The following is a 22295-nucleotide window of genomic DNA, read 5'->3' on the forward strand; positions in this document are numbered from 1 at the left end:
GACAAGGAGGTCCCCCGCCCACCACCGTGAGATGGGTGCGGTCCAGGCCGGTGTCCTCCAGGCAGCCGCGCAGCCGCGCAACCGCTTGCGGTCGTGGTCGGTGAGCGCGGGCCGTACGACCCCCGCGAACAGACCGTCGCCGAGGTCGCCCAGCGCGGCCCGCTTCAGCGGCATGGACGTCGAGTCCCGGCAGCGTTCCCAGAGTTGGTGCGCGGCGAGGGACTGCCGTTCGGCCGTCATGTTCTCGCCGCGCACGTCGACGCGTACGAGCACGGAGGTCGCCTCGGACGTGTCCGCCCGCTCCTCACGGTCTGGGTGAGCTCGGCGAGGCCGACGACGAGGGCGGTGAGCAGGACGGTACCGACCACCGTCGCGGCGGTCAGCCGGACCGTACGGCGGCGGGAGCCCGGCAGCGTCGGCCGGTCCTCCAGGTCGGCGAGTACGGCCGGATCGGGCGCGGCCAGCACGGACAGCCGCCCGGCGAGCCGGCGTTCGGCCGTGGGCCGGGCCGTGGCCGACGCGATCCGCTGCGCCACCCAGGCCAGCCCCGAGAGCAGGACGCCGGCGACCATGAGCACAGGCATGAAGACGTACGTGCGGCTCGCGGGGTCGTCCAGCCAGCGGAACCGGTCGTCGCCGGTCTCCTGCGGCTGCTGGAGCCGGGCAGGACGTCCTGCTGCCGCCGGTCGCTCTCACGTATCTGTTCCTCCAGCCGCGCCATCCGCCCCAGCAGCATGGACACGAAGAGCAGCACCTCCACGACCAGGAACAACACCCCGCACAGGATGGCCCGTTGCCACTGCCACCGGTAGAGATAGACGACGACGTACGTTCCCGGGCCGGCGGCGGCCGCGCCCGCGAAGACGTACGCGATGCGCTTCATCGCGCTTCCTCCGCCCCTACGGCCTCCGCCTGCACGGCGCCTGTCGTGCCGTCGACGATGAGGTGCGAGCCCGGCGGGAAGCGGCGCACCGCGTCGGCGGCGCCGACCACTGCGGGCAGGCCGAACTCCCGGGCCAGGACGGCGAGATGGGACAGTGGGCTGCCGGTCTGCGCGACCAGTCCCGCGAGGCCGGGCAGCAGCGGGGCGAGCGCGGGGTCGAAGGTGCGGACGACGAGCACGGCGTCGGCCGGCCGGGCTCCGGTGCCGTCCCAGGAAACGCCGGTCGCGCGTCCGCCGGAGACGCCCCGGCCGCCGTCGCCCGTGTGCCAGGTGCTCTTCTTCGGCTTCCCCGCCTTCCCCGCCTCCCCCCGGCTTCTCCGCCACGACGACACCGCCGTCCGCGAGCCGGAACATGTCCGGCAACGGCGCGGCCGGTGTGCGTGGCAGCCGCTCCTTGACGTCCCCGGGCAGCGGACCGCCCTCCAGTACGGCGGCGAACTCCTTCCAGCGAAGGAGCCCCACCTGCCCGGCATCCCCCAGCCCGTCGCGCACGGGCGGCCTGCGGGCTCCCTCGCGAACCAGTCGTACTTGCAACTCCTGCACCCAGCGGATACGCAGGCGCAGGGCTTCGCGGGGCGGGAGGGCGCCGAGGCTTGTGGGGGGGGGAGGAGGTCCGAGGGCTGTGTGGGTGGAGCTGACGCTTGTGTGGGGAGGGCCGAGGCTTGTGTGTGGGGGAGCTGACGCTTGTGGGCAGGGCCGAGGCTTGTGCGGGGAGAGCCGACGCTTGCGTGGGGAGAGCGCGTGAGGGACTCGCCCGCGCCGTCCTGGGGCCCGCTGTCGGTGTGCGGCAGCCGCGGTTCGCCCCGCAGGCTCGGTGCCGTCAGGGCCAGGACCACCGGCTCGATGGCCACCACGCGACGGTCGGACAGGCCCAGGGCGCGGGCGTCCGCGAAGGCGGCGAGGGCCGTACCGGCCGCCGTGGTGCCGGTCTCGGGGAGAAGGGCGCCCGCCAGGGCCTCCTGGGCGTGCAGCGAGACCAGGGTGGTGCGGTCCAGCGCAGAGTGGTGACCAGGGCGGCGCTCGGGAGTTCGCTGGGCGCCGGTATCTCGGCGAGTCGGCGGTCGACGTCCGCCACCAGGTCGGTCGCCAGTCCCGGGAGCGCCGAGGCCAACCGGCCCAGCCGCCAGGCCGCGCCGAGTCTGCGGGCACCCGGCGCCGGGTTGAGCAGCGCCAGCCGGCGGTGCTTCGGCGGAACGGTGCCCAGTAGCCGCAGGTCCGCCGCGGCCCGCCCGCCGACCGCCGTGACGACCGGCACCGTCCGCAGCAGCCGCCGGGGCGCGGTGCCGCCGAGGTCGAGGGCGGTGGCGAGCCCTCGGGCCATGGGCGCCACCCACAGGTCCTCCTCCAGCGGCTCCAACGGGTCGGGCAGTGTCTCCGCCACAGGGCCGGGGCCGAGGAGCCGTGCCCCGCGCGCGGGCCGGGCCGCCATCGCCGTGATCGGGCGGCTCTGGAACAGCCACAGCCGCCCGTTCTCGTCGAAGCCGACTCGATGTCCTGGGGGCCACCGAAGACACGGCGGGCACGACGGGCGAGGCGGCGCAGGTCGGCGTGGGTGAGGAGTGGGTCGGTGCTGGTGCTGGTGCTGGTGTTGGTTCTGGTGTCGGTGTCGGTGTCGGCCGCAGTCTCGGTCCCGGTTCGGGGGCCGGGCGTCGGAGGGCCGAGTCGTTCGGAGCCCAACGGGCCGGTGCCGGGCTCCATCGCCCCCGGCGGTTCGGTGCGCAGCACGCGTCCGAGCCTGCTCAGCCAGTAGTTCGTGCCCGGCTGTTCACCGCTGACCAGCGTGTCGGGCCCGCCCCGCACCGCGCTCACCAGTATGCGGTCGTCCCGCCCCTCGACGGGGTCCGCGCCGAACATCACACCGCCGACGCGGGCCCTGAGCATCGGCTGCACCGGTACCGCCATGGGTGCCGCGGTGCCGTCGGGCCGGTGCGCCGAGTCGAGCACGGTCCGCACCGCCGTGCCGAACTCCGGCCATTCCCACACATCGAGCACGGAGGTGAACTGGCCCGTCTGGGACGAGTCCTGGGTGTCCTCGTGGGGCGAGGAGGACCGTACGACGAGCGGGCGGGTACCGCCGTCGGACAGGTCCTCCCAGGCGCGGCGCACGAAGTCGCGGCCGTCGTTCACTGGGTACGGGCGGTCATCGGCATCGTACGGATCGCGCGGATCGCGCGGATCGCGCGGATTGTATGGATCGTGCGAGATCACGAAGCCGGGTAGTACCGGGAGCCCGGCGCGCGCCGCGCGTGCGAGGTGTGCCGCCTTGGAACCGGCGAGTCGGGGGAGTAAGGCCGTCGACTGGGTCAAGGGGACGGCGTGGAAGCCGAGTCTGCCCTCGCCCTGGGGCTCTTCCCCGTCGCGCGCGTCTTCTCCGTGACGTTCGTCGAGCGTCCATCAAGCACCCTCCAGGACCGGCCGCCAACAGGGGGGACGCGCGGGGGTGGCCCTGCGACTGACGGCGGAACGAAGGATGGGGCGAATCGCGGCCGGACCGGAATACGGCGACGGCGACGACACGCCTCCTTCGGGCAATGATCCCACCTCCGTTGCGCTGTGCGTCAACCGGAGGACGCCTTTGAGCCAGGCGGACGTTGGCCGCCCGTTCGTCCTGGGACCCGGGGGACGGCTCCAGGAGGTCATTCCGGCGGCGGCAGCACCCCCGTCCCCGACGAGGAGCCCCGTCCATGGACGACATAGAAGGCCATCGTGGCCAGCGGGTGGAGGAACCCCGAGAGGCACTCCAGGACAATTCCTCGCCAACCACCCCTCGACAGTGGACCGCTCGGTCCCCGAGTACGGCCCCGACGTGCTTGCCGCCGTAGCGGAACCCCCCGTCGTAGTCGTCCTCCAGAATCACCCGGCCACGCGCACGTGCCAGGTACTCGGCGAGGGCACGGCGCAGCTCCACGCGTCCCGCGGGATCACAGGGCCCGAAGGCCTCCCTGCCTCCCTGGGCGTCTGCTGGAGCGCCCTGCGTTACGCGGTGTGTGGCCTGTGGGCGTCGCCGCCGTTCACGCCGTCATCGGCCGGTCGTACGGTCCGATCGGCGCCGGCAGCCGCGAGTCCGATCCGGTGAGATGGCGGTCCACGGCAGCGGCGACCGCCCGGCCCTCCGCGATCGCCCAGACGATGAGGGACTGCCCGCGGGCGGCGTCCCCGGCGGCGTACACGCCGGGGACGTTGGTCGCGAAGTCGGGCCCCCGGGCGATCGTGCCGCGTGCGTCGAGGCCGAGGCCGAGTTGGTCGATCAGCCCGTCGCCGCGGTCGGGGCCGGAGAAGCCGAGGGCGAGGAGGACGAGGTCGGCGGGGAGCGCGCGCCCCGTGCCCGACAGCGGGCGCCGGTCCGCGTCCACCTCGACCAGGTGCAGTGACCGCACATGCCCGTCCGCGTCCCCGGTGAAGCGGAGCGTCGACGCCGCGAAGAGCCGGGCGTCGGCGCTCGCCGCGGGCGCGCTCCGCAGATCGCGCGCCTCCTCGTGCGCCGCAGAGAGCCGGTAGATCTTCGGGTACGTCGGCCAGGGCTCGGCGTCCTCGTCGCGCTCGGCCTGCGGAAGCGGATAGATGTCGAGCTGCGTCACGGACGCGGCGCCCTCCCGCAGGGCCGTCCCCAGACAGTCGGCCCCGGTGTCACCGCCGCCGACGATCACGACATGCTTCCCGGCGGCGGACAGCGGCGAGACCTCCAGATCCCCCTCGCACACCCGGTCGGCCAGCGGCAGATACTCCATCGCCTGGTGGATGCCGTCCAACTCCCGCCCCGGCACGTCCAGTTCCCGCCAGGCGGTGGCCCCTGTGGCGATCACCACGGCGTCGTAGCGGGACCGCAGCTCCGCCGCCCCGATGTCCTCACCGATCGTGGTCGACGTACGGAACTTCGTCCCCTCGGCCCGCATCTGCTCCAGCCGCCGGTCCAGATGCCGCTTCTCCATCTTGAACGCGGGTATCCCGTACCGCAGCAACCCCCCGATCCGGTCCGCCCGTTCATACACGGCGACCGTGTGCCCGGCCCGCGTCAACTGCTGTGCCGCGGCCAGCCCGGTGGGCCCCGACCCGATCACCGCGACCGTCCGCCCGGTCAGCCGGTCCGGCGGCCGCGGGGGCGCGAAGCCCTCCTCCCAGGCCCGGTCGGCGATGGCCACCTCGACGTTCTTGATGGTGACCGCGGGCTGGTTGATCGCGAGCACGCAGCCCGCCTCGCACGGCGCGGGGCACAACCTCCCGGTGAACTCGGGGAAGTTGTTCGTGGCGTGCAGCCGGTCGCTCGCTGCCCGCCAGTCCTCGCGCGACACGAGGTCGTTCCACTCGGGGATCAAGTTCCCCAGCGGACAGGCCTCGTGGCAGAACGGGATCCCGCAGTCCATGCAGCGGTCGGCCTGCTTGCTGATGATCGGCAGCAGCCCTCCGGGAACGTACACCTCGTTCCAGTCCCGCACCCGCTCCTCGACGGGCCGGCGGGGGTACTCCTCGCGCGGGGTGGTGAGAAAACCCTTGGGATCGGCCATGGCCGTCTTCCCTCTACGTACGTGTACGGCTGGCTGGCTCGGCCGTGCGGCTTGCGGACCTCAGGCCGGTGGAACCAGGCCCCCGAGTGGGCACGAGGCCGTGCGCCGTCGGGCGGCACTCTCTTCCCGCCACGATACGTCGCGCTCGCCGCGTCCGCCTCAGGCGAGCGCCAGCACATACGAGACCGCCGCCGCTACCGCCGCGACCATCCGCACATGGTTCCACGCCGTCCACTCGCCCACGTACGACGGCCAGTAGGCGGCGGCCTCCGGCGTCCCCGGGTCCAGCCGGGCCAGGGCGTCGTTGCGCGGGATGTTGGCGGCCCGTGTGACCCCGAGCGAGCCGAACAGATACAGCCCGCTCCCCAGCAGCAGCTCCACCTTGCCCTCGTCCGGCCACACCACCAACGTCACCACGGTGATCGCCACGCACAGCACCGCCGTCCCGACGAACACGCCCAGAAAGGCGGGCGTCAGCGCCTTCACGTTGATCGCCTTCATCGCCGCGACGCCCTGCGCGGGCGGCAACGCGGCCAGCCCTCGCATCACAAATGTCGAGAACGCACAGAACACCCCCGCCACCAGCCCGGCCCCGACCACTCCCAGCACCGTCAGCACGAAATACGGCCCATCGATCATGTCGCCCCCCTTGGTCCTCCCCGATCCTCGAATCCGAAGATCCTCCATGGTCCTTCCCACCCACACCAGTGAAAACCGGGACGAGGGCAGTGACCATGGCCGAGATGCGCGAGGACATACGCGAGCGTCCAGGGCCTGGGCGCCGGTGCGGGATACGACCGGGACGCCGGTCAGGGCCGACTCACGGGGCCGGTGTGCGGTACGGCCGTGACCAGTCAGGCGGTACGGCCGTGACCAGTCAGGGCCGGCCCGCCGCCCGCCACTCCCGCAGCGTCGCCTCCACCGCCCCCGCGATCCGTCGCCGTGCCTCGTGCCGCGGCACACCGCTCATCCGCAACCGGTCGTACGGCGTGTTCCCATGCCGTACGGACGCGACGACCGCCGAGGTCACCTCACCCTCGGACAACGCCCGCCCCGCGGCGCTCCGCCCGACCCGGCCGCTCCCGCGCACCGAGGCATGCGCCGCGATCTCCTGGGCCCGGTCAGGGGGACACCCGGGGAACAGCCGCCGGATCTCCGCCGCGAACGCGGCCGTGAACCGCACGTCCTCCGCCGCCCGCCGCCTCGCGTCCCACACCCGGCGCCGGCGCCGAGCCTCGGCGTCCGCCAGGCACCGCGACTCGGCCCGCGCCAGCGCCGCCTCCTCGACCAGCACGCCTTGCCGCTCGTACCGGCTCTTCCGCCGGTTGAACCGCACGACCACCGCCGACAGCGAACTCTCCTCCCGCGACCGCCGGGTCAACGCCGTGTCGCCCCGTGGCAGGAACACCAGATGCCCCAGATCCGCACAGTCGAGACACCGCGGCACCCCCTCCTCCAGCACCAGCAGCGCGACCGGCCCGCCCCGGCACTCGGCACAGTGCTTCCTCCTGAGCGCTTGAACGACGACAAGTCCGGTACGGGCCGGGGGAGATGTGAGGGCTTCCACACACCTTTCATTCCCCGGTGCGGTGCCTGCTCAGCTACGGGCAACCGTGCCGGATGGGCGGCGCCCGCCTCCCGGAGAGCGAACACCGACACGCGCCCACCCGGGGCGGTACCGCCCCGGCCGTCGGTCTTCGCCCGGACGTGGCAGCACGACGACCCAGCCGTGTCGGCGCGGCACCATGGGCCGTGTGCGACTCGAAGCGATCACCTGGGAACGGCTCGGCGACCTCCTCGCGGATCGCGTGCTCGGCCTGAAGCCGGCCGACGGCAGCCCCTGGCCGCGCATCGCCTTCGACGGAGCTCCGGCCGCCCGCCCCGGCGACCTCGCCGAACGCGTCTCCGAGGCGCTGCGCATACGCGGCCGGCCCTCGCTCGTCGTCGGCACGGAGGGCTTTCTGCGGCCCGCCTCCGTCCGGCTCGAGTACGGCCACGAGGACCTGGAGGCGTACTACAACGGCTGGTTCGACACCGCCGCTCTCTGGCGCGAGGTCTTCGGCCCGCTCGAACCCGGTGGCACCGGCCGGGTCCTGCCCGACCTGTGGGACCCCGTCACCGACCGCGCCACCCGCAGCTCCTACGTCCAACTCCCGCCCGGCGGGCTCCTGTTGATGCATGGTCCGCTCCTCCTGAAGCACTGGTTCCCCTTCGATCTGACCGTCCACGTCCTCCTCTCCCCGGGAGCCCTTCGCCGCCGTACCCCCGAGACCGAGCACTGGACCCTCCCCGCCTTCGAGCGCTACGAGGCCGAGACGGACCCGGCCGCCACAGCCGACGTCCTGGTCCGCGCCGACGATCCCCGGCATCCGGCGTGGGGCGGCTGATCGTCTACAGAGCCCACACGGGCCTTGAGGGGCGACGGCTCGCCACCCACCAAAAAGCTTTTCTATGCACACGCATTTAAACTATGCTGCGGAACATGACGATCTCCTTCGACGATTCGGTCCGCGCGCTGCTCGACGCCAAGAACTTCGCCAGCGTCGCCACCCTCGGTCCCAGCGGCGCTCCCCAGAACTCGGTGGTCTGGATCAAGCGCGAGGGCGACACCGTCCTCTTCTCCTCGATCGCCGGCCGCCAGAAGGTCCGCAACCTTCAACGCGACCCGCGCATCAGCCTGTCGGTCTTCGATCTCATGAACCCCTACACCTCCGTCGAGATCCGCGGCACCGCCGAAATCCTCCCGGATGACAGCAAGCGCCTGCCGTACGACCTCTCGCACAAGTACCTCGGCATCGACCCTCCCGCGGAGAAGAACGACGAGGCGCGCGTGATCATCAGGGTCGTCCCGGAGAAGATCGTGGGCTTCTCCGCCTGAGACCGCTCGGCGGTGTCCTTCCGGGTGCGCTTCCCCGGGGACGCGACAAGAATGAAGGGCACCGGGACCAGCGGTGCGCCCCGCGCCGCGCCGGCCGTCCGGCACCGGGAGGTACTTCATGACCACTGCCGGAGACATCATGCACCGCGGTGCACAGTGGATCCCCGCACACGAAACCCTGGACCGCGCCGCCCAGCTGATGCGCGAGCTCAACGTGGGCGCCCTGCCCATCAGTGACGAGAACGAACGCCTCTGCGGCATCCTCACCGACCGCGACATCGTCGTCGGCTGCGTGGCCATGGGCCACGACCCGTCCCGTGTCACCGCGGGTGAGATGGCCAAGGGCACACCGCGCTGGATCGACGCGGGCGCCGACATCAGCGAGGTGCTCCAGGAAATGAAGGGGCACCAGATCCGCCGGCTTCCGGTGATCGAGAACAAGCGCCTCGTCGGCATGATCAGCGAGGCCGACATCGCCCAGCACCTGCCGGAGGACCAGATCGCCGACTGGGCCGAGAGCGTCTACGCGAAGGGCGCGTCACGCTGACCCGGTGGATCTCTCCTTCCCCGGCCGGCCTCGGCCGGGGAAGCGTCACAGCCAGCCGTTGCGCTTGAAGCCCCGGTACAGGATGAGACAGGCCGTGGCTATGACCACCCAGACCAGCGGATAGCCGAACCGCCAGCTCAGCTCGGGCATGAACTCGAAGTTCATGCCGTACACACCGGTGACCATGGTCGGTACGGCGATGAGCGCCGCCCACGCCGTGATCTTCCGCATGTCCTCGTTCTGCGCGACGCTGACCTGCGCGAGATGTGCCTGGAGAATCGAGTTGATCAGCTCGTCGAACGCGGCTATCTGCTCGGTTGCCCGCAGCAGGTGGTCGGAGACGTCCCGGAAGTAGGCCTGTATCTCCGGGTCGACCACCCGGATCGGTCGGGAGGCGAGCTCCTGGACCGGTCGGGAGAGAGGAGCCACCGCCCGCTTGAGCTCCAGGAGTTCACGCTTGAGCTGGTAGATGCGCCCCGGGTCGACGCGTGCGCCGTGCGCCGCGAACACATCCGTCTCGACCTCGTCGATGTCCTCCTGCACCGAGTCCGTGACCGTCAGATAGTCGTCCACCACATGGTCCGCGATCGCGTGCAGCACCGCGGCCGGCCCTTTGGCGAGCTGCTCGGGATTCGCCTCCAGTTCCTCCCGCAAAGGGCCCAGCGAACCGTGCCGACCGTGCCGCACCGTGATCACGAAGTCGCTGCCGAGGAAGACCATGATCTCGCCGGTGTTCACCACCTCGCTGGTCGCCGTCAGTTCCGTGTGCTCGACGTAGCAGACCGTCTTGAACACCGCGAACAACGTCTCGTCGTACCGCTCCAGCTTCGGGCGCTGATGGGCCTCGACCGCGTCCTCGACCGCCAGCGGATGCAGGCCGAACAACTCGGCGATACCCGCGAGCTCATGCTCTGTCGGCTCGTGCAGCCCCAGCCAGACGAAGCCGTCCTCGGTCTTGCGGACGCGCTCGACGGTGTCGACGAGGTCGCGTCCGCCGGGTACCCGGGCCCCTTCCTCGTACGCCACACAGTTGACCACCGCGGAGCCCAGCGGGGAGCGGGCCGGATGGCTCAGGTCCACGCGGGTGCGACGCCGTGTCAGTCGTGCCACCTTGCGGAGGGGGCCGACCTTCCTGAGGCCTGTCACCTTCCGCAGATTCCCTGCCATGGACATCTGGCTCTCCCCGTGTGGATCCCCTCGCGCCGCACTGTGCGCCGTGCCGCGGCCAGTCTGCCAGCAGGAAACAATCGGCGGGGAAGCCTGTGGGAACGGAATATTCCACTTCGCCTGTGCGCCTGAAGGGACTTCACTTGTGCGTCTGAAGGGACTTCATGGGCACATGCGAGCGGACTGCGGGAGCGTCGCCGTTCGGGGCAAGCGGGATAAATGGGATGATCGCGGCATGACGCGATCAGACGGGTATCTCCTCGACCACCGGCAGACCGAGGCGGGACAGCGCATCGACGCCTTCGCCGCCCTCTTCGACCCCACGACCTTCCGGCACATCGAGGGCTTCGGCATCGGATCGGGCTGGCGCTGCTGGGAGGTCGGCGCGGGCGGCACCTCGGTGACCTCCTGGCTCGCCAAGAAGGTCGGCCCGACCGGAAAGGTCGTCGCGACGGACATCGACACCTCGTGGGTGACCTCGCCCGTGCGCCCGCCGGTCGAGGTCCGCGTCCACGACGTGGGCGCCGAGGAGCCGCCGGGGGAGGGCTTCGATCTCGTGCACGCCCGGCTGGTCCTGGCCCATGTCCCGGACCGGGAACGGGCGTTGCGGTCGATGACCAAGGCCCTGCGCCCTGGTGGACGGCTCCTGATCGAGGAGGCCGACCCTTCCCTCCAGCCCCTGCTCTGCCCCGAGGAGTACGGCCCCGAACAGCAACTGGCGAACCGGCTCCGCCACGGCTGCCGCACCCTCCTCGCCGAGCGCGGCGCCGACCTCGCGTACGGCCGAAGGCTTCCGCGCCTGCTCCGCGAGTCCGGCCTGCGCCACGTGGGGGCCGACGCCTACTTCCCCGTCGCCTCCCCGGCCTGCGCCGCCCTGGAATCCGCGACGATCCGTCAGATCCGCGACGACCTCGTCTCCTCGGGCCTCGCCACCGACGAGGACATCGACCGCCACCTCGCCAACGTGGCCGCCGACGGCATGGACCTGACCACGGCACCGATGATCTCGGCCTGGGGGAGGAAGGCGTAGGAAGAAGGGGGCGGGAACCGCGGTCCACGAAGCACCGGCCGACGCCCACCCCGGACTCTCACCGGGCCGTCGGCGGCCTCCCGCCCACCTTCTCCACCGCCGACGCCCCCGCCCTGCACCCTGCCGCCGCCGCGTCCACGGCGTCCGCGCCCGTGAGCAGCGCGGCGAGGAACGCACCGGTGAAGGCGTCACCGGCCCCCGTGGTGTCGAGGGGCGCGGCGGGCGCCGCCGGGACACGCGCCTCGACGGCCCCCGAGCGGGCCACTAGGGCTCCGTCGGGGCCCTGCTTGGCGACCACCAGGGGGACGTGGCGGCTCAACTTGGCCGACGCGTCCGCCGGATCGGGCAGCCCGGTCAGCAGGTACGCCTCGTCACGGCTGGGCAGCAGCACGTCGACGCCCTCGGCGAGCGCGAGGAAACGGTCCACCCCCCACTTCGTGAGGAACCCCGCCGACGCCGGGTCCACGCTCACCGGCACCCCACGCGCGCGTGCCGCCTCCAGAGCCACCGCCACGAACGCCCGACTCGGCTCGCAGAAGAACAGGTAGCCCGACAGATGCAGCCGTGCGACCCCGTCGAGCAGCGCGTCCGACCAGTCACCTGGGTCGAGCAGCAGCGATGCCCCGCTGTCCGTGAGGAACGTGCGCTCGGCCGAAGCGCCCGTGTCCACCAGACAGATCACCGTTCCGGTCGGCGCCCGCGGATCGACGACGAGGTGCGGGCGTACTCCTGAGGCCGTCAGCTCCCGCTCGTGCCACACGGCCGCGTCCTCTCCCACCCGCCCGAGCAGCCGTACGTCCGCGCAGCCCTCATGTGCCGCCCAGCACGCCACGTTGGCGCCCGCGCCGCCCGGCAGCGTCCGGATGGCGGCCACCGTGTCGGTGCCCGCGGCGAGCGGCCCGCGATGCCGGGCGACGACATCGGTGATCACATCACCGGCGACGAGCAGTGCCCCGCCCGACCCGGCCACCTCGGTCACCCCCCGGACCAGGCGGCCGCGATCCGGCCCGCCAGCCGTACGTTCCCCCGTACCGCCGCCAGGTTCGCGCGCAGCGACGCGCCGTCGGTCTGCCGCACCAGATAGTCGAGCAGGAACGGCGTGACCGCCTGACCCGTGACGCCCTCCGCCTCGCACGCGTGCAGCGCGTCGGCGAGCACGCGCGCGTGAAGCCCGGGATCGAGCTGCTCCGCCTCGGGAACGGGGTTGGCGACGATGAGCGCCGCCTCCGGACCGCCGAGCGCGTCCTGCGCCCGCATGACCTCCGCGACCTCGCCCGGCGAACCGAGCGTCCAGTCCACCGGATGCCCCGAGTCGGACAGATAGAAGCCGGGGAAGCGCTCGGTGCCGTACCCGGCTACGGCGACGCCCAGAGTCTCCAGGCGTTGCAGCGTCGCCGGCACGTCCAGGATCGACTTCACGCCCGCGCACACCACCGTGATCCTGGTGCGCGCCAGCAGCCCCAGGTCGGCGGACTCGTCCTGGGTCACCGTCCACTCCCGGTGCACCCCGCCGAGCCCGCCCGTCGCGAACACCCGTACGCCCGCGAGGGCCGCCAGCAGCGCGGTCGCCGACACGGTGGTCGCGCCGCTCACCCCCGAGGCCACCGCGAGCGGCAGATCCCGGTGGCCCAGCTTGCGGATGCCGTCCTCGTTCGCGACCCGCTCCAACTGCTCCTTGTCCAGGCCGATATGGGGCCGTCCGTCGAGCACGGCGATCGTCGCCGGTACGGCGCCCTCCCGGCGTACGACGTCCTCCAGCTCCAGCGCCACCTGCAGGTTGCGCGGACGCGGCAGCCCATGCGCGATGATCGTGGACTCCAGGGCCACCACGGGTCGACGCGCGTCAAGCGCCTCGCGCACCTCTTCGGACACCACCAGCACGCGCTTGCCTCCTGTCTGTCGCTCTTCCCTCATCTCTGGCGGGCGGCGCACCCGGCCAAACCCTTGCGGCCTGTGGGGGACGCCACCAGCCTGGGGTGCATGACCGACAACACAACACGTCTCGACCATGTCGTCCTGTGGGTGCGGGACCCGGTGGCCTCGGCCGGCTTCTACGAGAAGACGCTCGGCATGGCACCCGTCAGGCTCACCGAATTCACCACGGGCGAGGCGCCGTTCCCTTCGGTGCGCGTCAACGACGAGACCATCCTCGACCTCATGCCGCTGGCCACGGCGGAGCACATGAAGATGCTCCCCGGTGCCGCCAAGAGCGCGGGACACCCGGTCAACCACGTCTGCCTGTCCCTGCCGGAGGACGACTTCCACGCGCTGCGCACCCACCTGGAGGAGCGCGACGTACCCGTGTCGGACTACTCGTACGACTCCTTCGGAGCCCGGGGCAAGGCCAGGCGCAGCTTCTACTTCCGCGACCCGGACGGCAACGTCTTCGAGGCACGGCATTACGAGTAATGGGGGAGGCGTTCCAAAGGGGGTGCCCGCGCGCGTGGGCACCCCCTTTTCCCCCGCGGCCTCAGACAGGCCGTACGCCGTCCAGCGCCCCGTGCGGGTTGAGCACATACTTGCGGCTGGCGCCCTGGTTGAGAACGACCGGCCGACGTTCTCGGATGCCACCCCCGGCCCGTCCTGGAGTTCGAGCGTCGGTAGCCGATGGTCCTGACCTCCGCCGCGCCCGGCTTGAGGGGCTTCGTGACTTCGGACGCCAGCGGCTGTGCGCATGGCGGAGTCTGCTGCCGCATACGGTTTCCGGCCACCCTCCGCGCGGGACACGTATCGCCTGCCGCCGTCACCGGCGGCGGGCACACCACCTCAGAACAACGGCTGCCTCAGAACAACGGCTCCGGGAGCACCCCTTCCAGCGCCAGCAGCTTCCGCTTGGTCTCCAGCCCGCCGCCGAATCCCCCGATGCCGCCGTCGCTCTCGACGACCCGATGGCACGGCACCACCACCGGCAGCGGGTTGGCCCCCATGGCCATGCCCACCGCCTGGGCCGCGCCGGGCTGCCCCACCCGCCGGGCGAGGTCGCCGTAGCCCACGACCGAGCCGTACGGAACGCCGGCGGCGAGTTCGCGCAGCACCTGGCGGTTGAAGCCGGATATCAGCGACCAGTCCAGCGGCAGCTCGAAATCGTGCTGCCGACCCGCGAAGTACGCCTCGACCTGGCGTATCGCCTCGGCCAGGAGCGGGAAACCGGGCGCCTCGACGGGCTCGGTCCCGAGCCGGGATGCGAGCCCGTCGAGCGCCTTGTCACGCACCGCGTCCGTGGCGTGGAACACCACGTTCACCAGGCCCTCGCGCGTCGCGGCCAGCAGCAGCGGACCGATGTCCGTGCCGACCACCGCCCATACGACCTGCTGCTCGTACCGCTCATGACTGTTCATGCGACCACCGTACGGCGCGCCACTGACAAGGCCCGGCCCCGTCGTGCGACAGGGCTTCGTCGGTCCTGTGTCGCGTCCCGGACCATGTCGGGCTTGTTCGTGATGATCCCGTCCACGCCGTAGTCGACCACCCGGCGCGGGCGTCGGTCGCGTCGTCCACGGTCCAGGTGAGGACCTCCAGGGCTCGCCGTGCGGCCCGTCGAGCGCGTGGAAGCCGGTTCTGACGCCGGGACGCAGCTTATGGAGGCGTACGCGGAGGCCCCGCGGTGCGCGACGACGAGTGGGCTGTCACCCTGGGGGTCGGCCTGAGTGGCGGAGGTGGGGAGCAGGAGGGCCAAGACCCGCAAGAGCGCGGTGGTCGCCGTGGCAACGGCGCGCACGTGCGTGCGTGTTCCTGGCGTCGGGCGATCACGGACGGGTCAAGAGTGACCGCAGAGGGTCAACGGAAGGGGGTGCAGAATGGCCATGAATTGAATGGAGTTGCCCAAGCCCGCTCACGAGCGCCGCACAAGTGGGGCAAGGACGTGATTCTTTGCCGGAAAATCGTTCGACCATTCCGGGGGAGTCATACTCTCTGCCACAATCACGGCCGCCGGTGCGGTCCTGGGGGTGGGGGCACGACAAGAATTCACGGAAGCAACAGGGCGGGGAGGGCAGCCGCGTATGCAGGGCACGGTCGACGGCTTCAGTTACGGACTCGTCACACCGCTGGTGGCCTTCCTCATGGCCTGTCTCGGCGGTGCGCTAGGGCTCCGCTGTACCACCAGATCTATGCGCGTCGTCGGCCCGTGGCGGGCCGGCTGGCTCGCGCTGGGCTCGGCCGCGATCGGGTCCGGGATATGGACCATGCACTTCATCGCGATGATGGGGTTCAAGGTCCAGGAGACCCCCATCCACTACGACAAGCTCATGACGTTCGCGAGTCTCGCCGTCGCGATCGTCATGGTCGGCATCGGGATCTTCATCATCGGTCACAGAGGGGCGACCGGAGCGGCCCTCTTCACCGGGGGCACCATCACCGGCCTGGGCGTGGCCACGATGCACTACCTGGGCATGGCCAGCATGCGCCTCAACGGGAAGCTCGAGTACAACACCCTCACCGTCGCCGCCTCGGTCGTCATCGCCGTCGTGGCCGCCACCGTCTCCCTGTGGGCGGCAGGACAGGTCCGCGGCTTCCTGTGGAGCGTCGGCGCCAGCCTCGTCATGGGACTCGCGGTCAGCGGCATGCACTACACGGGCATGGCCGCCCTCAGCGTCCACCTCCACAGTGCGACCACCACCCCGGCCGGCGACTCCCCGGCCGCCCTGCTCGCCCCGATGCTGGTCGGCCCGCTCGCCTTCCTGCTGCTGGCGGGCGTCGTCGTGATGTTCGACCCGCTGATCGTCATGGGCAAGCCCGACTGGAACCAGGTCGAGCAGCGCCCCGGCATCCCGGCCCACGCCACCGTCGCGCACTCAGGCCGGCGCCTGGCCACCCGCCCCCGCCCGCACTCCCGCCACCCCCGCTCCCGCACCCCGCAGAACCGCTGACCGGGCCCCGTTGTCAGTGGGGGGTCGTACGGTTGATTCCATGCGGCCCGTATCCCAGATCGAACGCACGGTGGCGCCCTTCGAGGTCGTCAGTCCCTTCCAGCCGAGTGGCGACCAGCCCGCGGCCATCGCCGAGCTCGCCCGGCGCATCGAAGCAGGTGAGAAGGACGTCGTCCTGCTCGGCGCGACCGGCACCGGCAAGTCCGCCACCACCGCGTGGATGATCGAGAAGCTTCAGCGCCCCACCCTGGTGATGGCGCCGAACAAGACCCTGGCCGCCCAGCTGGCGAACGAGTTCCGGGAACTGCTGCCGAACAACGCCGTCGAATACTTCGTCTCGTACTACGACTACTACCAGCCCGAGGCGTACGTCCCGCAGTCGGACACCTACATCGAGAAGGACTCCTCGATCAACGAGGAGGTCGAGCGCCTGCGCCACTCCGCGACCAACTCGCTCCTCACCCGCCGCGACGTCGTCGTGGTCGCCTCGGTCTCCTGTATCTACGGCCTCGGTACGCCCCAGGAGTACGTGGACCGGATGGTCCCCCTCAGGGTCGGCGACGAGATCGACCGCGACGACCTGCTGCGCCGCTTCGTCGACATCCAGTACACGCGCAACGACATGGCCTTCACCCGCGGCACCTTCCGCGTCCGCGGTGACACCATCGAGATCTTCCCGGTGTACGAGGAGCTCGCCGTCCGCATCGAGATGTTCGGCGACGAGATCGAGGCCCTCTCCACGCTCCACCCGCTCACCGGCGAGATCATCAGCGACGACCAGCAGCTGTACGTCTTCCCGGCCTCCCACTACGTAGCGGGCCCCGAGCGCATGGAGCGGGCTGTCAACGACATCGAGAAGGAGCTGGGCGAGCGCCTCGCCGAGCTGGAGAAGCAGGGCAAGCTCCTGGAGGCCCAGCGCCTGCGGATGCGCACGACGTACGACATCGAGATGCTCCGCCAGATCGGCTCCTGCTCCGGCGTCGAGAACTACTCGATGCACTTCGACGGCCGGGAGCCCGGCTCCGCGCCCAACACGCTGCTGGACTACTTCCCGGACGACTTCCTCCTCGTCATCGACGAGTCCCACGTCACGGTGCCGCAGATCGGCGCGATGTACGAGGGCGACGCCTCCCGCAAGCGCACCCTCGTCGACCACGGTTTCCGCCTGCCCTCCGCGCTGGACAACCGCCCCCTGAAGTGGGAGGAGTTCCAGGGGCGCATCGGGCAGACGGTCTACCTCTCGGCGACCCCGGGCACATACGAGCTCTCCCGCTCCGACCGTCAGGTCGAGCAGATCATCCGCCCCACCGGCCTGGTCGACCCCGAGGTCGTCGTCAAGCCCACCGAGGGGCAGATCGACGACCTGGTGCACGAGATCCGGGAGCGCACCGAGAAGGACGAACGCGTCCTGGTCACCACCCTCACCAAGAAGATGGCCGAGGACCTCACCGACTACTTCCTGGAGCTCGGCATCCAGGTGCGCTACCTGCACAGCGACGTCGACACCCTGCGACGCGTCGAGTTGCTGCGCGAGCTGCGCTCCGGCGAGTTCGACGTCCTAATCGGCATCAACCTCCTCAGGGAGGGCCTCGACCTGCCCGAGGTCTCCCTGGTGGCGATCCTCGACGCCGACAAGGAGGGCTTCCTGCGCTCCGGCACCTCGCTCATCCAGACCATCGGCCGCGCGGCGCGCAACGTCTCCGGCCAGGTCCACATGTACGCCGACAAGATCACCCCGGCGATGGAGAAGGCCATCGACGAGACCAACCGCCGCCGGGAGAAGCAGGTCGCGTACAACAAGGCGAACGGCATCGACCCTCAGCCGCTCCGCAAGAAGATCAACGACATCGTCTCGCAGATCGCCCGCGAGGACGTCGACACGGAGCAGCTGCTCGGCACGGGCTACCGCAAGACCAAGGACGGCAAGGGCGCCAAGGCTCCCGTGCCCGCCCTCGGCGGCAAGGCGGCCAAGGGCGCGGGGCCCGCCAAGGGCAAGGTCAAGGAGACCGTCCCGACCGACCGTCCCGCGGCTGCCCTCGCCGAGCAGATCGAGGAGCTGACGGCGCGGATGCGCGCGGCCGCCGCCGACCTGCAGTTCGAGATCGCGGCCCGGCTGCGCGACGAGGTGTCCGAGATGAAGAAGGAACTCCGGCAGATGAAGGAGGCGGGCCTGGCCTGAGTGTCCCGCGGCCGGAAATGGCCCCCGGCGCGGGCGCGCAGTGTTGCAAGACCGATACAAAGTGCGACCCAGGGTTCGGCACTGTCAGTGCCGAACCGTAGGGTGCTGGTCATCCGCGGAGTCCGCGGCAACAGGGGACAGTTCGAGAGGGGAACAGCGCGTGACGGTCAACATGACCAAGGGTCAGGCCATCAGTCTGCAGAAGAACGACGGGGGCACGCTGACCGCGGTACGCATGGGGCTCGGCTGGCAGGCCGCCCCGCGGCGCGGGCTGTTCGGCTCGCGCACCCGGGAGATCGACCTGGACGCCTCCGCCGTGCTGTTCGCGGACAAGCAGCCGGTCGACGTCGTCTTCTTTCGCCACCTCGTCAGCGACGACGGCTCCGTACGCCACACGGGTGACAACCTCGTCGGCGGTGTCGGTCAGGGCGGCGACGACGAGGCCATCCTCGTGGATCTGCAGCGCGTCCCGGTCCACATCGACCAGATCGTCTTCACCGTGAACTCCTTCACGGGCCAGACCTTCCAGGAGGTGCAGAACGCGTTCTGCCGACTGGTCGACGAGGCCAACGGCCAGGAGCTCGCCCGGTACACGCTCGCGGGCGGCGGGCAGTACACCGCTCAGATCATGGCCAAGGTGCACCGCGCGGGCACGGGCTGGAACATGACCGCGATCGGCGCGCCCGCCAACGGCCGCACCTTCCAGGACCTGATGCCGACGATCCTGCCGGTCCTGTAGGCAGCCCGACGCACCGCGGACGAAGCGACACAGGGGGACGAAGGCGATGACGGCCGAGCTGGTCCGGGGGCAGAACCATCCGCTCCCCGAGGTCCGACTGGAGGTCCGCGTCTCGGCCGGCAAGCCGATCGTGGCCGGAGCCACGCTCGGCGACGAGCACGGCAAGGTGCACGGCGTGGAGTGGGTGGCCCACCCGGGCGCGCCCACACTGCCCGGCCTGGAGGTCTCCAGGCAGGCGGCGGCCGACCACCGCCTGGCGTTCGACCTGGACGCCCTGCCCGAGGCCGTGCACCGGGTGAGCGTGCTGCTCGCGCTGCCCTCCGGGGTCGGCGGCCCGGTCCGGTTCGGCGCCGTCGCCGCCCCCTTCGTCGCCGTCACCGGCCTCGACGGCACCGAGGTCGCCAGCTACACCGTCACGGGCCTGGAGTCCGAGTCCGCCGTCATCGCCCTGGAGCTCTACCGCAGGCAGGGTGCCTGGAAGGTCCGCGCGGTCGGCCAGGGCTACGCGGGCGGCCTCGCCGAACTCCTCACCGACCAGGGCCTGGCACAGGCCCAGCATCTCGCGGCCGGTATCAACGAGGCGGTCGTCCAAGGCCTGGCCCGCTCGGTGGCGGCGCCCCCGCCCCGCACGCACGACGCCGACCGCTCCCGGCACGCCGCCGCGCCCGCGCGAGGCCCCGAGGCCCATGGCGGCGCGACGCCCCAGGGCGCCCCCGGAAACGTACCGGCGCAGCAGGGCCCGTACGGCGGTTCCGGCCCGGAGGACGCCACGCAGCCCGGCCATCCGGCGCCGCAGGGCGGCTCCGTCAACTACACCCACCCCGGCCGCCAGACCGCGGCGCCGCCACCGCCCCCGCCGACCGTGCCCCCGGCCCAGCCGGGGCAGTCCGCGCAGCCCGTCGCCGGGGACGCGACCGGCTGGTCCATGGACGAGCGGCTCTACAACCAGGTGTGGGGCATGTTCGAGGACCTGGCCCGCACCACCGCCGCGTACCGCAGCGCCGTCGACTTCGCCGACTCACGCATGGAGCAGGAGCTCGACAAGGTCCTGTCCGACCCGCGCAGCCGTATCGGCGGCCAGGGCGACGCCGCGCGGGAGACGGCCCGTGCCAGGCACGTCGAGCTCGTCGACCAGGCCAGGGCGGCGCTCGACCGGGACCTCGCCCAGCTCAGGGCCGAGGTGGACGTCGTCGAGCCCGCGCTGCCCCCGGCGTACGCGCGCTGGGACAACCCGGTCTGGCACGGCTACCGGGTGCCGATGGAGATCCCCATGGCCCTGCGCCTGGGCGACCTCCATCTGCCCGAGAGTGAGAGCCTGCGGATACCTCTGCTGGTCAGGCTGCCGCTGGAGCGCGGCCTGTGGGTCGACAGCGGCCGTGCCGGGTCCCTCGACGGCTCGCTCGTGGACTCCGCCCGGTTGAGCCGCCTCGCCCTGGACACCGCGGTGGCCCTCGCCGCCCGGCTTCTCGCGGTCCACCCGCCGGGCGAGTTCACCGTGCATGTCATCGACCCGGCCGGTTCCGGGGTCTCCGCGCTGGCGCCACTGGTGCAGACCGGTGTGCTCGCGGGCCCGCCCGCGGTCGGCGCCGCGGGCGTGGCCGACGTCCTGGCCCGGCTCACCCAGCGCGTCGACCTGGTGCAGATGGCGGTGCGCGGTGGCGCACCCGACGCCCTCCCGCCGGACCTCGACACGGCCGAACAACTGCTGATCGTCAACGATTTCCCGCACGGCTTCGACGACCGGGCCGTGACGCAGCTGCGCTACCTCGCGGACGAGGGCCCGGCCGTGGGCGTCCACCTGATGATGGTCGCCGACCGGGAGGACGCCTCCGCCTACGGGCCGTTGCTCGACCCGCTGTGGCGTTCGCTGATGCGACTCACGCCCGTCCCCGACGACCACCTCGCGGACCCCTGGGTGGGCCACGCCTGGACCTACGAGCCCGCGCTCGTCCCGCCCGGCAGTCAGGTCCTCCAGCAGGTCCTCAGCCAGGTCGCGACGGCCCGCCGCTCCTGGAACCGCTGACCCGACCACCACTCACCAAGACCAGGTAAAGCAGCCCTGAACTGGTGATTTGAGTCTCCTTTTACCAAGCTCTTTACCTTTCCTTGGTGATTCAGGTACTCTCGTCCGCACGGAGGGGAGTACTCCCTACCTGCTGCGGCGCACCCGTCAATACGGATCAGGCCAGATCCCGGGGCGTCGGCCCGGTGGCACCAGGCGTATCGGACGCCCGGGTGGACCGGGTGGAAGAGACCTCCGGTAGCGACGACGCTGACCATTTGCCGTTTCGTACTGCCGGAGGCGCAGTGGAAGTTTCCACGACCCTGTGGGTCCTGACCATCGTCGGCCTGGCCGCGCTCATCGCGGTCGACTTCTTCATCGGCCGCAAGCCCCATGACGTATCGATCAAGGAAGCCGGAATCTGGACGGTCGTCTGGATCGTCCTGGCCGTTCTCTTCGGCTTCGGCCTGCTCGCCTTCGGCGGCGGGCAGCCCGCCGGGGAGTTCTTCGCCGGCTTCATCACCGAGAAGTCGCTGAGCGTCGACAACCTCTTCGTCTTCGTCCTGATCATGGCGAAGTTCTCGGTGCCCTCGCAGTACCAGCAGCGGGTCCTGCTCATCGGTGTGCTGATAGCCCTGGTGCTTCGCGCGATCTTCATCGCCGCGGGCGCCGCGATCATCTCCAACTTCTCCTGGGTCTTCTACATCTTCGGCGCCTTCCTGATCTACACCGCCTGGAAGCTCATCCAGGAGGCCGGCGCGGACGAGCCCGAGGAGGAGTACGAGGAGAACAAGCTGCTCAAGGCCGCCGAGAAGCGTTTCGGCGTGGCCGACCGGTACCACGGCACCAAGCTGTGGATCGAGCAGAACGGCAAGCGGGTCATGACGCCGATGCTGGTCGTGATGCTCGCGATCGGCACGACGGACGTGCTCTTCGCCCTCGACTCGATCCCGGCGATCTTCGGTCTGACCCAGGACCCGTACATCGTGTTCACGGCGAACGCGTTCGCGCTGATGGGCCTCAGGCAGCTGTACTTCCTCATCGGCGGCCTGCTCAAGAAGCTGGTCCACCTCTCGTACGGCCTGTCCGTCATCCTCGGCTTCATCGGCGTCAAGCTGGTGCTGCACGCGTTGCACAAGTCCGGCGTCCACGTCCCCGAGATCTCCATCCCGGTCTCGCTCGGCGTGATCTGCTCGGTCCTGGTCATCACCACGATCACCAGCCTGATGGCCTCCAAGAAGCAGGCGGCGGCCGAGACGGCGCGGAAGAAGGCCGAGGGCGCTCCGAAGGACAGCATCGAGGCCTGACCGCTTCGGGCGGAGGAACAACCATCACCGGGAGCGGTGGGGGGGGGGGATCCCGACCCCCCCCCCCCACCCCCGCTTGGTGGGGAGCGCGATGACCCGGCCGAGGGGACAGAACCCCAATGAGAACACGACA

At 71.1% G+C, this 22295-nt stretch carries 21 protein-coding genes and 2 pseudogenes; 11 read left to right on the forward strand and 12 right to left on the reverse strand.

Going from position 1 to position 22295, the window contains the following annotated elements; all coding sequences use genetic code 11:
- Positions 1 to 236: 236 nt before the first annotated feature.
- The 3 genes from ACWD3C_RS04515 to ACWD3C_RS04525 all read right to left on the reverse strand — a co-directional run bounded on the left by ACWD3C_RS04515 (position 237) and on the right by ACWD3C_RS04525 (position 2372).
- Positions 237 to 584, reverse strand: coding sequence for a hypothetical protein (locus ACWD3C_RS04515; protein ID WP_451139983.1), 348 nt, complete (start codon positions 582 to 584; stop codon positions 237 to 239).
- A gap of 295 nt (positions 585 to 879) precedes the next feature.
- Positions 880 to 1275, reverse strand: a complete 396-nt coding sequence (locus ACWD3C_RS04520; RefSeq protein ID WP_451139985.1) for a PEP-utilizing enzyme — start codon at positions 1273 to 1275, stop codon at positions 880 to 882.
- 488 nt (positions 1276 to 1763) lie between these two features.
- Positions 1764 to 2372 (reverse strand): hypothetical protein, encoded by a 609-nt coding sequence (locus ACWD3C_RS04525; RefSeq protein ID WP_451139987.1) that lies wholly within the window; start codon positions 2370 to 2372, stop codon positions 1764 to 1766.
- A 138-nt stretch (positions 2373 to 2510) separates the two neighbouring features.
- Here ACWD3C_RS04525 and ACWD3C_RS04530 point away from each other — a divergent pair, with 138 nt between their 5' ends.
- On the forward strand, positions 2511 to 2693 hold the full coding sequence (locus ACWD3C_RS04530) for a hypothetical protein (RefSeq protein WP_451139989.1): 183 nt from the start codon (positions 2511 to 2513) through the stop codon (positions 2691 to 2693).
- Positions 2694 to 2701: 8 nt separating this feature from the next.
- On the opposite strand, the pseudogene ACWD3C_RS04535 reads toward ACWD3C_RS04530, so the two are convergent.
- The 4 genes and pseudogenes from ACWD3C_RS04535 to ACWD3C_RS04550 form a co-directional block, all read right to left on the reverse strand.
- Positions 2702 to 3151: pseudogene (locus ACWD3C_RS04535) on the reverse strand (PEP/pyruvate-binding domain-containing protein); the annotation flags it as partial.
- 803 nt (positions 3152 to 3954) lie between these two features.
- Positions 3955 to 5445 carry a glutamate synthase subunit beta gene (locus ACWD3C_RS04540; protein WP_451139991.1) on the reverse strand — a complete coding sequence of 497 codons (1491 nt, stop codon included), beginning with the start codon at positions 5443 to 5445 and terminating at the stop codon, positions 3955 to 3957.
- A gap of 159 nt (positions 5446 to 5604) precedes the next feature.
- Entirely contained in the window at positions 5605 to 6084 is a 480-nt protein-coding gene (locus ACWD3C_RS04545) for an anthrone oxygenase family protein (RefSeq protein ID WP_451139993.1), read from the reverse strand.
- Positions 6085 to 6322: 238 nt separating this feature from the next.
- Positions 6323 to 7012: a DUF2293 domain-containing protein gene (locus tag ACWD3C_RS04550; protein ID WP_451139995.1), complete on the reverse strand. Its 690-nt coding sequence runs from the start codon at positions 7010 to 7012 to the stop codon at positions 6323 to 6325.
- A gap of 178 nt (positions 7013 to 7190) precedes the next feature.
- Here ACWD3C_RS04550 and ACWD3C_RS04555 point away from each other — a divergent pair, with 178 nt between their 5' ends.
- The 3 genes from ACWD3C_RS04555 to ACWD3C_RS04565 all read left to right on the forward strand — a co-directional run bounded on the left by ACWD3C_RS04555 (position 7191) and on the right by ACWD3C_RS04565 (position 8870).
- Complete coding sequence (locus ACWD3C_RS04555; RefSeq protein ID WP_451139997.1) at positions 7191 to 7832, forward strand: uridine kinase; 642 nt, start codon at positions 7191 to 7193, stop codon at positions 7830 to 7832.
- 95 nt (positions 7833 to 7927) lie between these two features.
- The gene (locus ACWD3C_RS04560) at positions 7928 to 8323 is read left to right on the forward strand and encodes a PPOX class F420-dependent oxidoreductase (protein WP_451139999.1); all 396 of its coding nucleotides are present in this window, start codon (positions 7928 to 7930) and stop codon (positions 8321 to 8323) included.
- A gap of 118 nt (positions 8324 to 8441) precedes the next feature.
- Positions 8442 to 8870, forward strand: a complete 429-nt coding sequence (locus ACWD3C_RS04565; protein ID WP_451140001.1) for a CBS domain-containing protein — start codon at positions 8442 to 8444, stop codon at positions 8868 to 8870.
- 45 nt (positions 8871 to 8915) lie between these two features.
- Here ACWD3C_RS04565 and corA read toward each other — a convergent pair whose 3' ends face one another.
- Positions 8916 to 10043 (reverse strand): magnesium/cobalt transporter CorA, encoded by a 1128-nt coding sequence (gene corA / locus ACWD3C_RS04570; protein ID WP_451140003.1) that lies wholly within the window; start codon positions 10041 to 10043, stop codon positions 8916 to 8918.
- Positions 10044 to 10272: 229 nt separating this feature from the next.
- On the opposite strand from corA, the gene ACWD3C_RS04575 reads away from it, so the two are divergent.
- Positions 10273 to 11067: a class I SAM-dependent methyltransferase gene (locus ACWD3C_RS04575; protein ID WP_451140005.1), complete on the forward strand. Its 795-nt coding sequence runs from the start codon at positions 10273 to 10275 to the stop codon at positions 11065 to 11067.
- Between the two features lie 58 nt (positions 11068 to 11125).
- Here the strand turns inward: ACWD3C_RS04575 and ACWD3C_RS04580 are convergent, their stop codons facing one another.
- Together ACWD3C_RS04580 and ACWD3C_RS04585 are read right to left on the reverse strand one after the other, a co-directional pair.
- Positions 11126 to 12058 carry a carbohydrate kinase family protein gene (locus tag ACWD3C_RS04580; RefSeq protein ID WP_451140033.1) on the reverse strand — a complete coding sequence of 311 codons (933 nt, stop codon included), beginning with the start codon at positions 12056 to 12058 and terminating at the stop codon, positions 11126 to 11128.
- The gene (locus tag ACWD3C_RS04585) at positions 12043 to 12981 is read right to left on the reverse strand and encodes a pseudouridine-5'-phosphate glycosidase (protein ID WP_451140007.1); all 939 of its coding nucleotides are present in this window, start codon (positions 12979 to 12981) and stop codon (positions 12043 to 12045) included. The genes ACWD3C_RS04580 and ACWD3C_RS04585 overlap by 16 nt, the downstream gene beginning before the upstream one ends.
- A gap of 66 nt (positions 12982 to 13047) precedes the next feature.
- On the opposite strand from ACWD3C_RS04585, the gene ACWD3C_RS04590 reads away from it, so the two are divergent.
- A complete protein-coding gene (locus ACWD3C_RS04590) occupies positions 13048 to 13476 on the forward strand; it encodes a VOC family protein (protein ID WP_451140009.1) in 429 nt (142 codons plus the stop codon).
- Positions 13477 to 13850: 374 nt separating this feature from the next.
- Here the strand turns inward: ACWD3C_RS04590 and ACWD3C_RS04595 are convergent, their stop codons facing one another.
- Both ACWD3C_RS04595 and ACWD3C_RS04600 read right to left on the reverse strand, forming a co-directional pair.
- The gene (locus ACWD3C_RS04595) at positions 13851 to 14405 is read right to left on the reverse strand and encodes a methylated-DNA--[protein]-cysteine S-methyltransferase (protein ID WP_451140011.1); all 555 of its coding nucleotides are present in this window, start codon (positions 14403 to 14405) and stop codon (positions 13851 to 13853) included.
- Positions 14402 to 14642: pseudogene (locus tag ACWD3C_RS04600) on the reverse strand (glycerophosphodiester phosphodiesterase family protein); the annotation flags it as partial. The pseudogene ACWD3C_RS04600 and the gene ACWD3C_RS04595, both read right to left, overlap by 4 nt.
- 426 nt (positions 14643 to 15068) lie before the next feature.
- Between ACWD3C_RS04600 and ACWD3C_RS04605 the strand changes: the two are divergent.
- The 5 genes from ACWD3C_RS04605 to ACWD3C_RS04625 all read left to right on the forward strand — a co-directional run bounded on the left by ACWD3C_RS04605 (position 15069) and on the right by ACWD3C_RS04625 (position 22162).
- Positions 15069 to 15935: an MHYT domain-containing protein gene (locus ACWD3C_RS04605; protein WP_451140013.1), complete on the forward strand. Its 867-nt coding sequence runs from the start codon at positions 15069 to 15071 to the stop codon at positions 15933 to 15935.
- Positions 15936 to 15975: 40 nt separating this feature from the next.
- Positions 15976 to 18114 carry an excinuclease ABC subunit UvrB gene (gene uvrB, locus ACWD3C_RS04610; protein WP_451140015.1) on the forward strand — a complete coding sequence of 713 codons (2139 nt, stop codon included), beginning with the start codon at positions 15976 to 15978 and terminating at the stop codon, positions 18112 to 18114.
- A 160-nt stretch (positions 18115 to 18274) separates the two neighbouring features.
- Positions 18275 to 18853: a TerD family protein gene (locus ACWD3C_RS04615; RefSeq protein WP_451140017.1), complete on the forward strand. Its 579-nt coding sequence runs from the start codon at positions 18275 to 18277 to the stop codon at positions 18851 to 18853.
- Between the two features lie 46 nt (positions 18854 to 18899).
- Positions 18900 to 20876: a TerD family protein gene (locus ACWD3C_RS04620; protein WP_451140019.1), complete on the forward strand. Its 1977-nt coding sequence runs from the start codon at positions 18900 to 18902 to the stop codon at positions 20874 to 20876.
- Positions 20877 to 21160: 284 nt separating this feature from the next.
- The gene (locus ACWD3C_RS04625; protein WP_451140021.1) at positions 21161 to 22162 is read left to right on the forward strand and encodes a TerC family protein; all 1002 of its coding nucleotides are present in this window, start codon (positions 21161 to 21163) and stop codon (positions 22160 to 22162) included.
- The last annotated feature ends 133 nt before the right edge of the window (positions 22163 to 22295 follow it).

It is taken from the genome of Streptomyces sp. NPDC002845, assembly GCF_053591955.1.

Excerpts from the sequence above, each read along its gene's own strand:
- ACWD3C_RS04515 (WP_451139983.1), bottom strand. The coding sequence starts at position 584 with ATGCCTGTGCTCATGGTCGCCGGCGTCCTGCTCTCGGGGCTGGCCTGG.
- ACWD3C_RS04525 (WP_451139987.1), bottom strand. The coding sequence starts at position 2,372 with ATGGCGGCCCGGCCCGCGCGCGGGGCACGGCTCCTCGGCCCCGGCCCT.
- ACWD3C_RS04540 (WP_451139991.1), bottom strand. The coding sequence starts at position 5,445 with ATGGCCGATCCCAAGGGTTTTCTCACCACCCCGCGCGAGGAGTACCCC.
- ACWD3C_RS04545 (WP_451139993.1), bottom strand. The coding sequence starts at position 6,084 with ATGATCGATGGGCCGTATTTCGTGCTGACGGTGCTGGGAGTGGTCGGG.
- ACWD3C_RS04555 (WP_451139997.1), top strand. The coding sequence starts at position 7,191 with ATGGGCCGTGTGCGACTCGAAGCGATCACCTGGGAACGGCTCGGCGAC.
- ACWD3C_RS04560 (WP_451139999.1), top strand. The coding sequence starts at position 7,928 with ATGACGATCTCCTTCGACGATTCGGTCCGCGCGCTGCTCGACGCCAAG.
- ACWD3C_RS04565 (WP_451140001.1), top strand. The coding sequence starts at position 8,442 with ATGACCACTGCCGGAGACATCATGCACCGCGGTGCACAGTGGATCCCC.
- corA (WP_451140003.1), bottom strand. The coding sequence starts at position 10,043 with ATGTCCATGGCAGGGAATCTGCGGAAGGTGACAGGCCTCAGGAAGGTC.
- ACWD3C_RS04575 (WP_451140005.1), top strand. The coding sequence starts at position 10,273 with ATGACGCGATCAGACGGGTATCTCCTCGACCACCGGCAGACCGAGGCG.
- ACWD3C_RS04585 (WP_451140007.1), bottom strand. The coding sequence starts at position 12,981 with ATGAGGGAAGAGCGACAGACAGGAGGCAAGCGCGTGCTGGTGGTGTCC.
- ACWD3C_RS04590 (WP_451140009.1), top strand. The coding sequence starts at position 13,048 with ATGACCGACAACACAACACGTCTCGACCATGTCGTCCTGTGGGTGCGG.
- ACWD3C_RS04595 (WP_451140011.1), bottom strand. The coding sequence starts at position 14,405 with ATGAACAGTCATGAGCGGTACGAGCAGCAGGTCGTATGGGCGGTGGTC.
- ACWD3C_RS04605 (WP_451140013.1), top strand. The coding sequence starts at position 15,069 with ATGCAGGGCACGGTCGACGGCTTCAGTTACGGACTCGTCACACCGCTG.
- uvrB (WP_451140015.1), top strand. The coding sequence starts at position 15,976 with ATGCGGCCCGTATCCCAGATCGAACGCACGGTGGCGCCCTTCGAGGTC.
- ACWD3C_RS04620 (WP_451140019.1), top strand. The coding sequence starts at position 18,900 with ATGACGGCCGAGCTGGTCCGGGGGCAGAACCATCCGCTCCCCGAGGTC.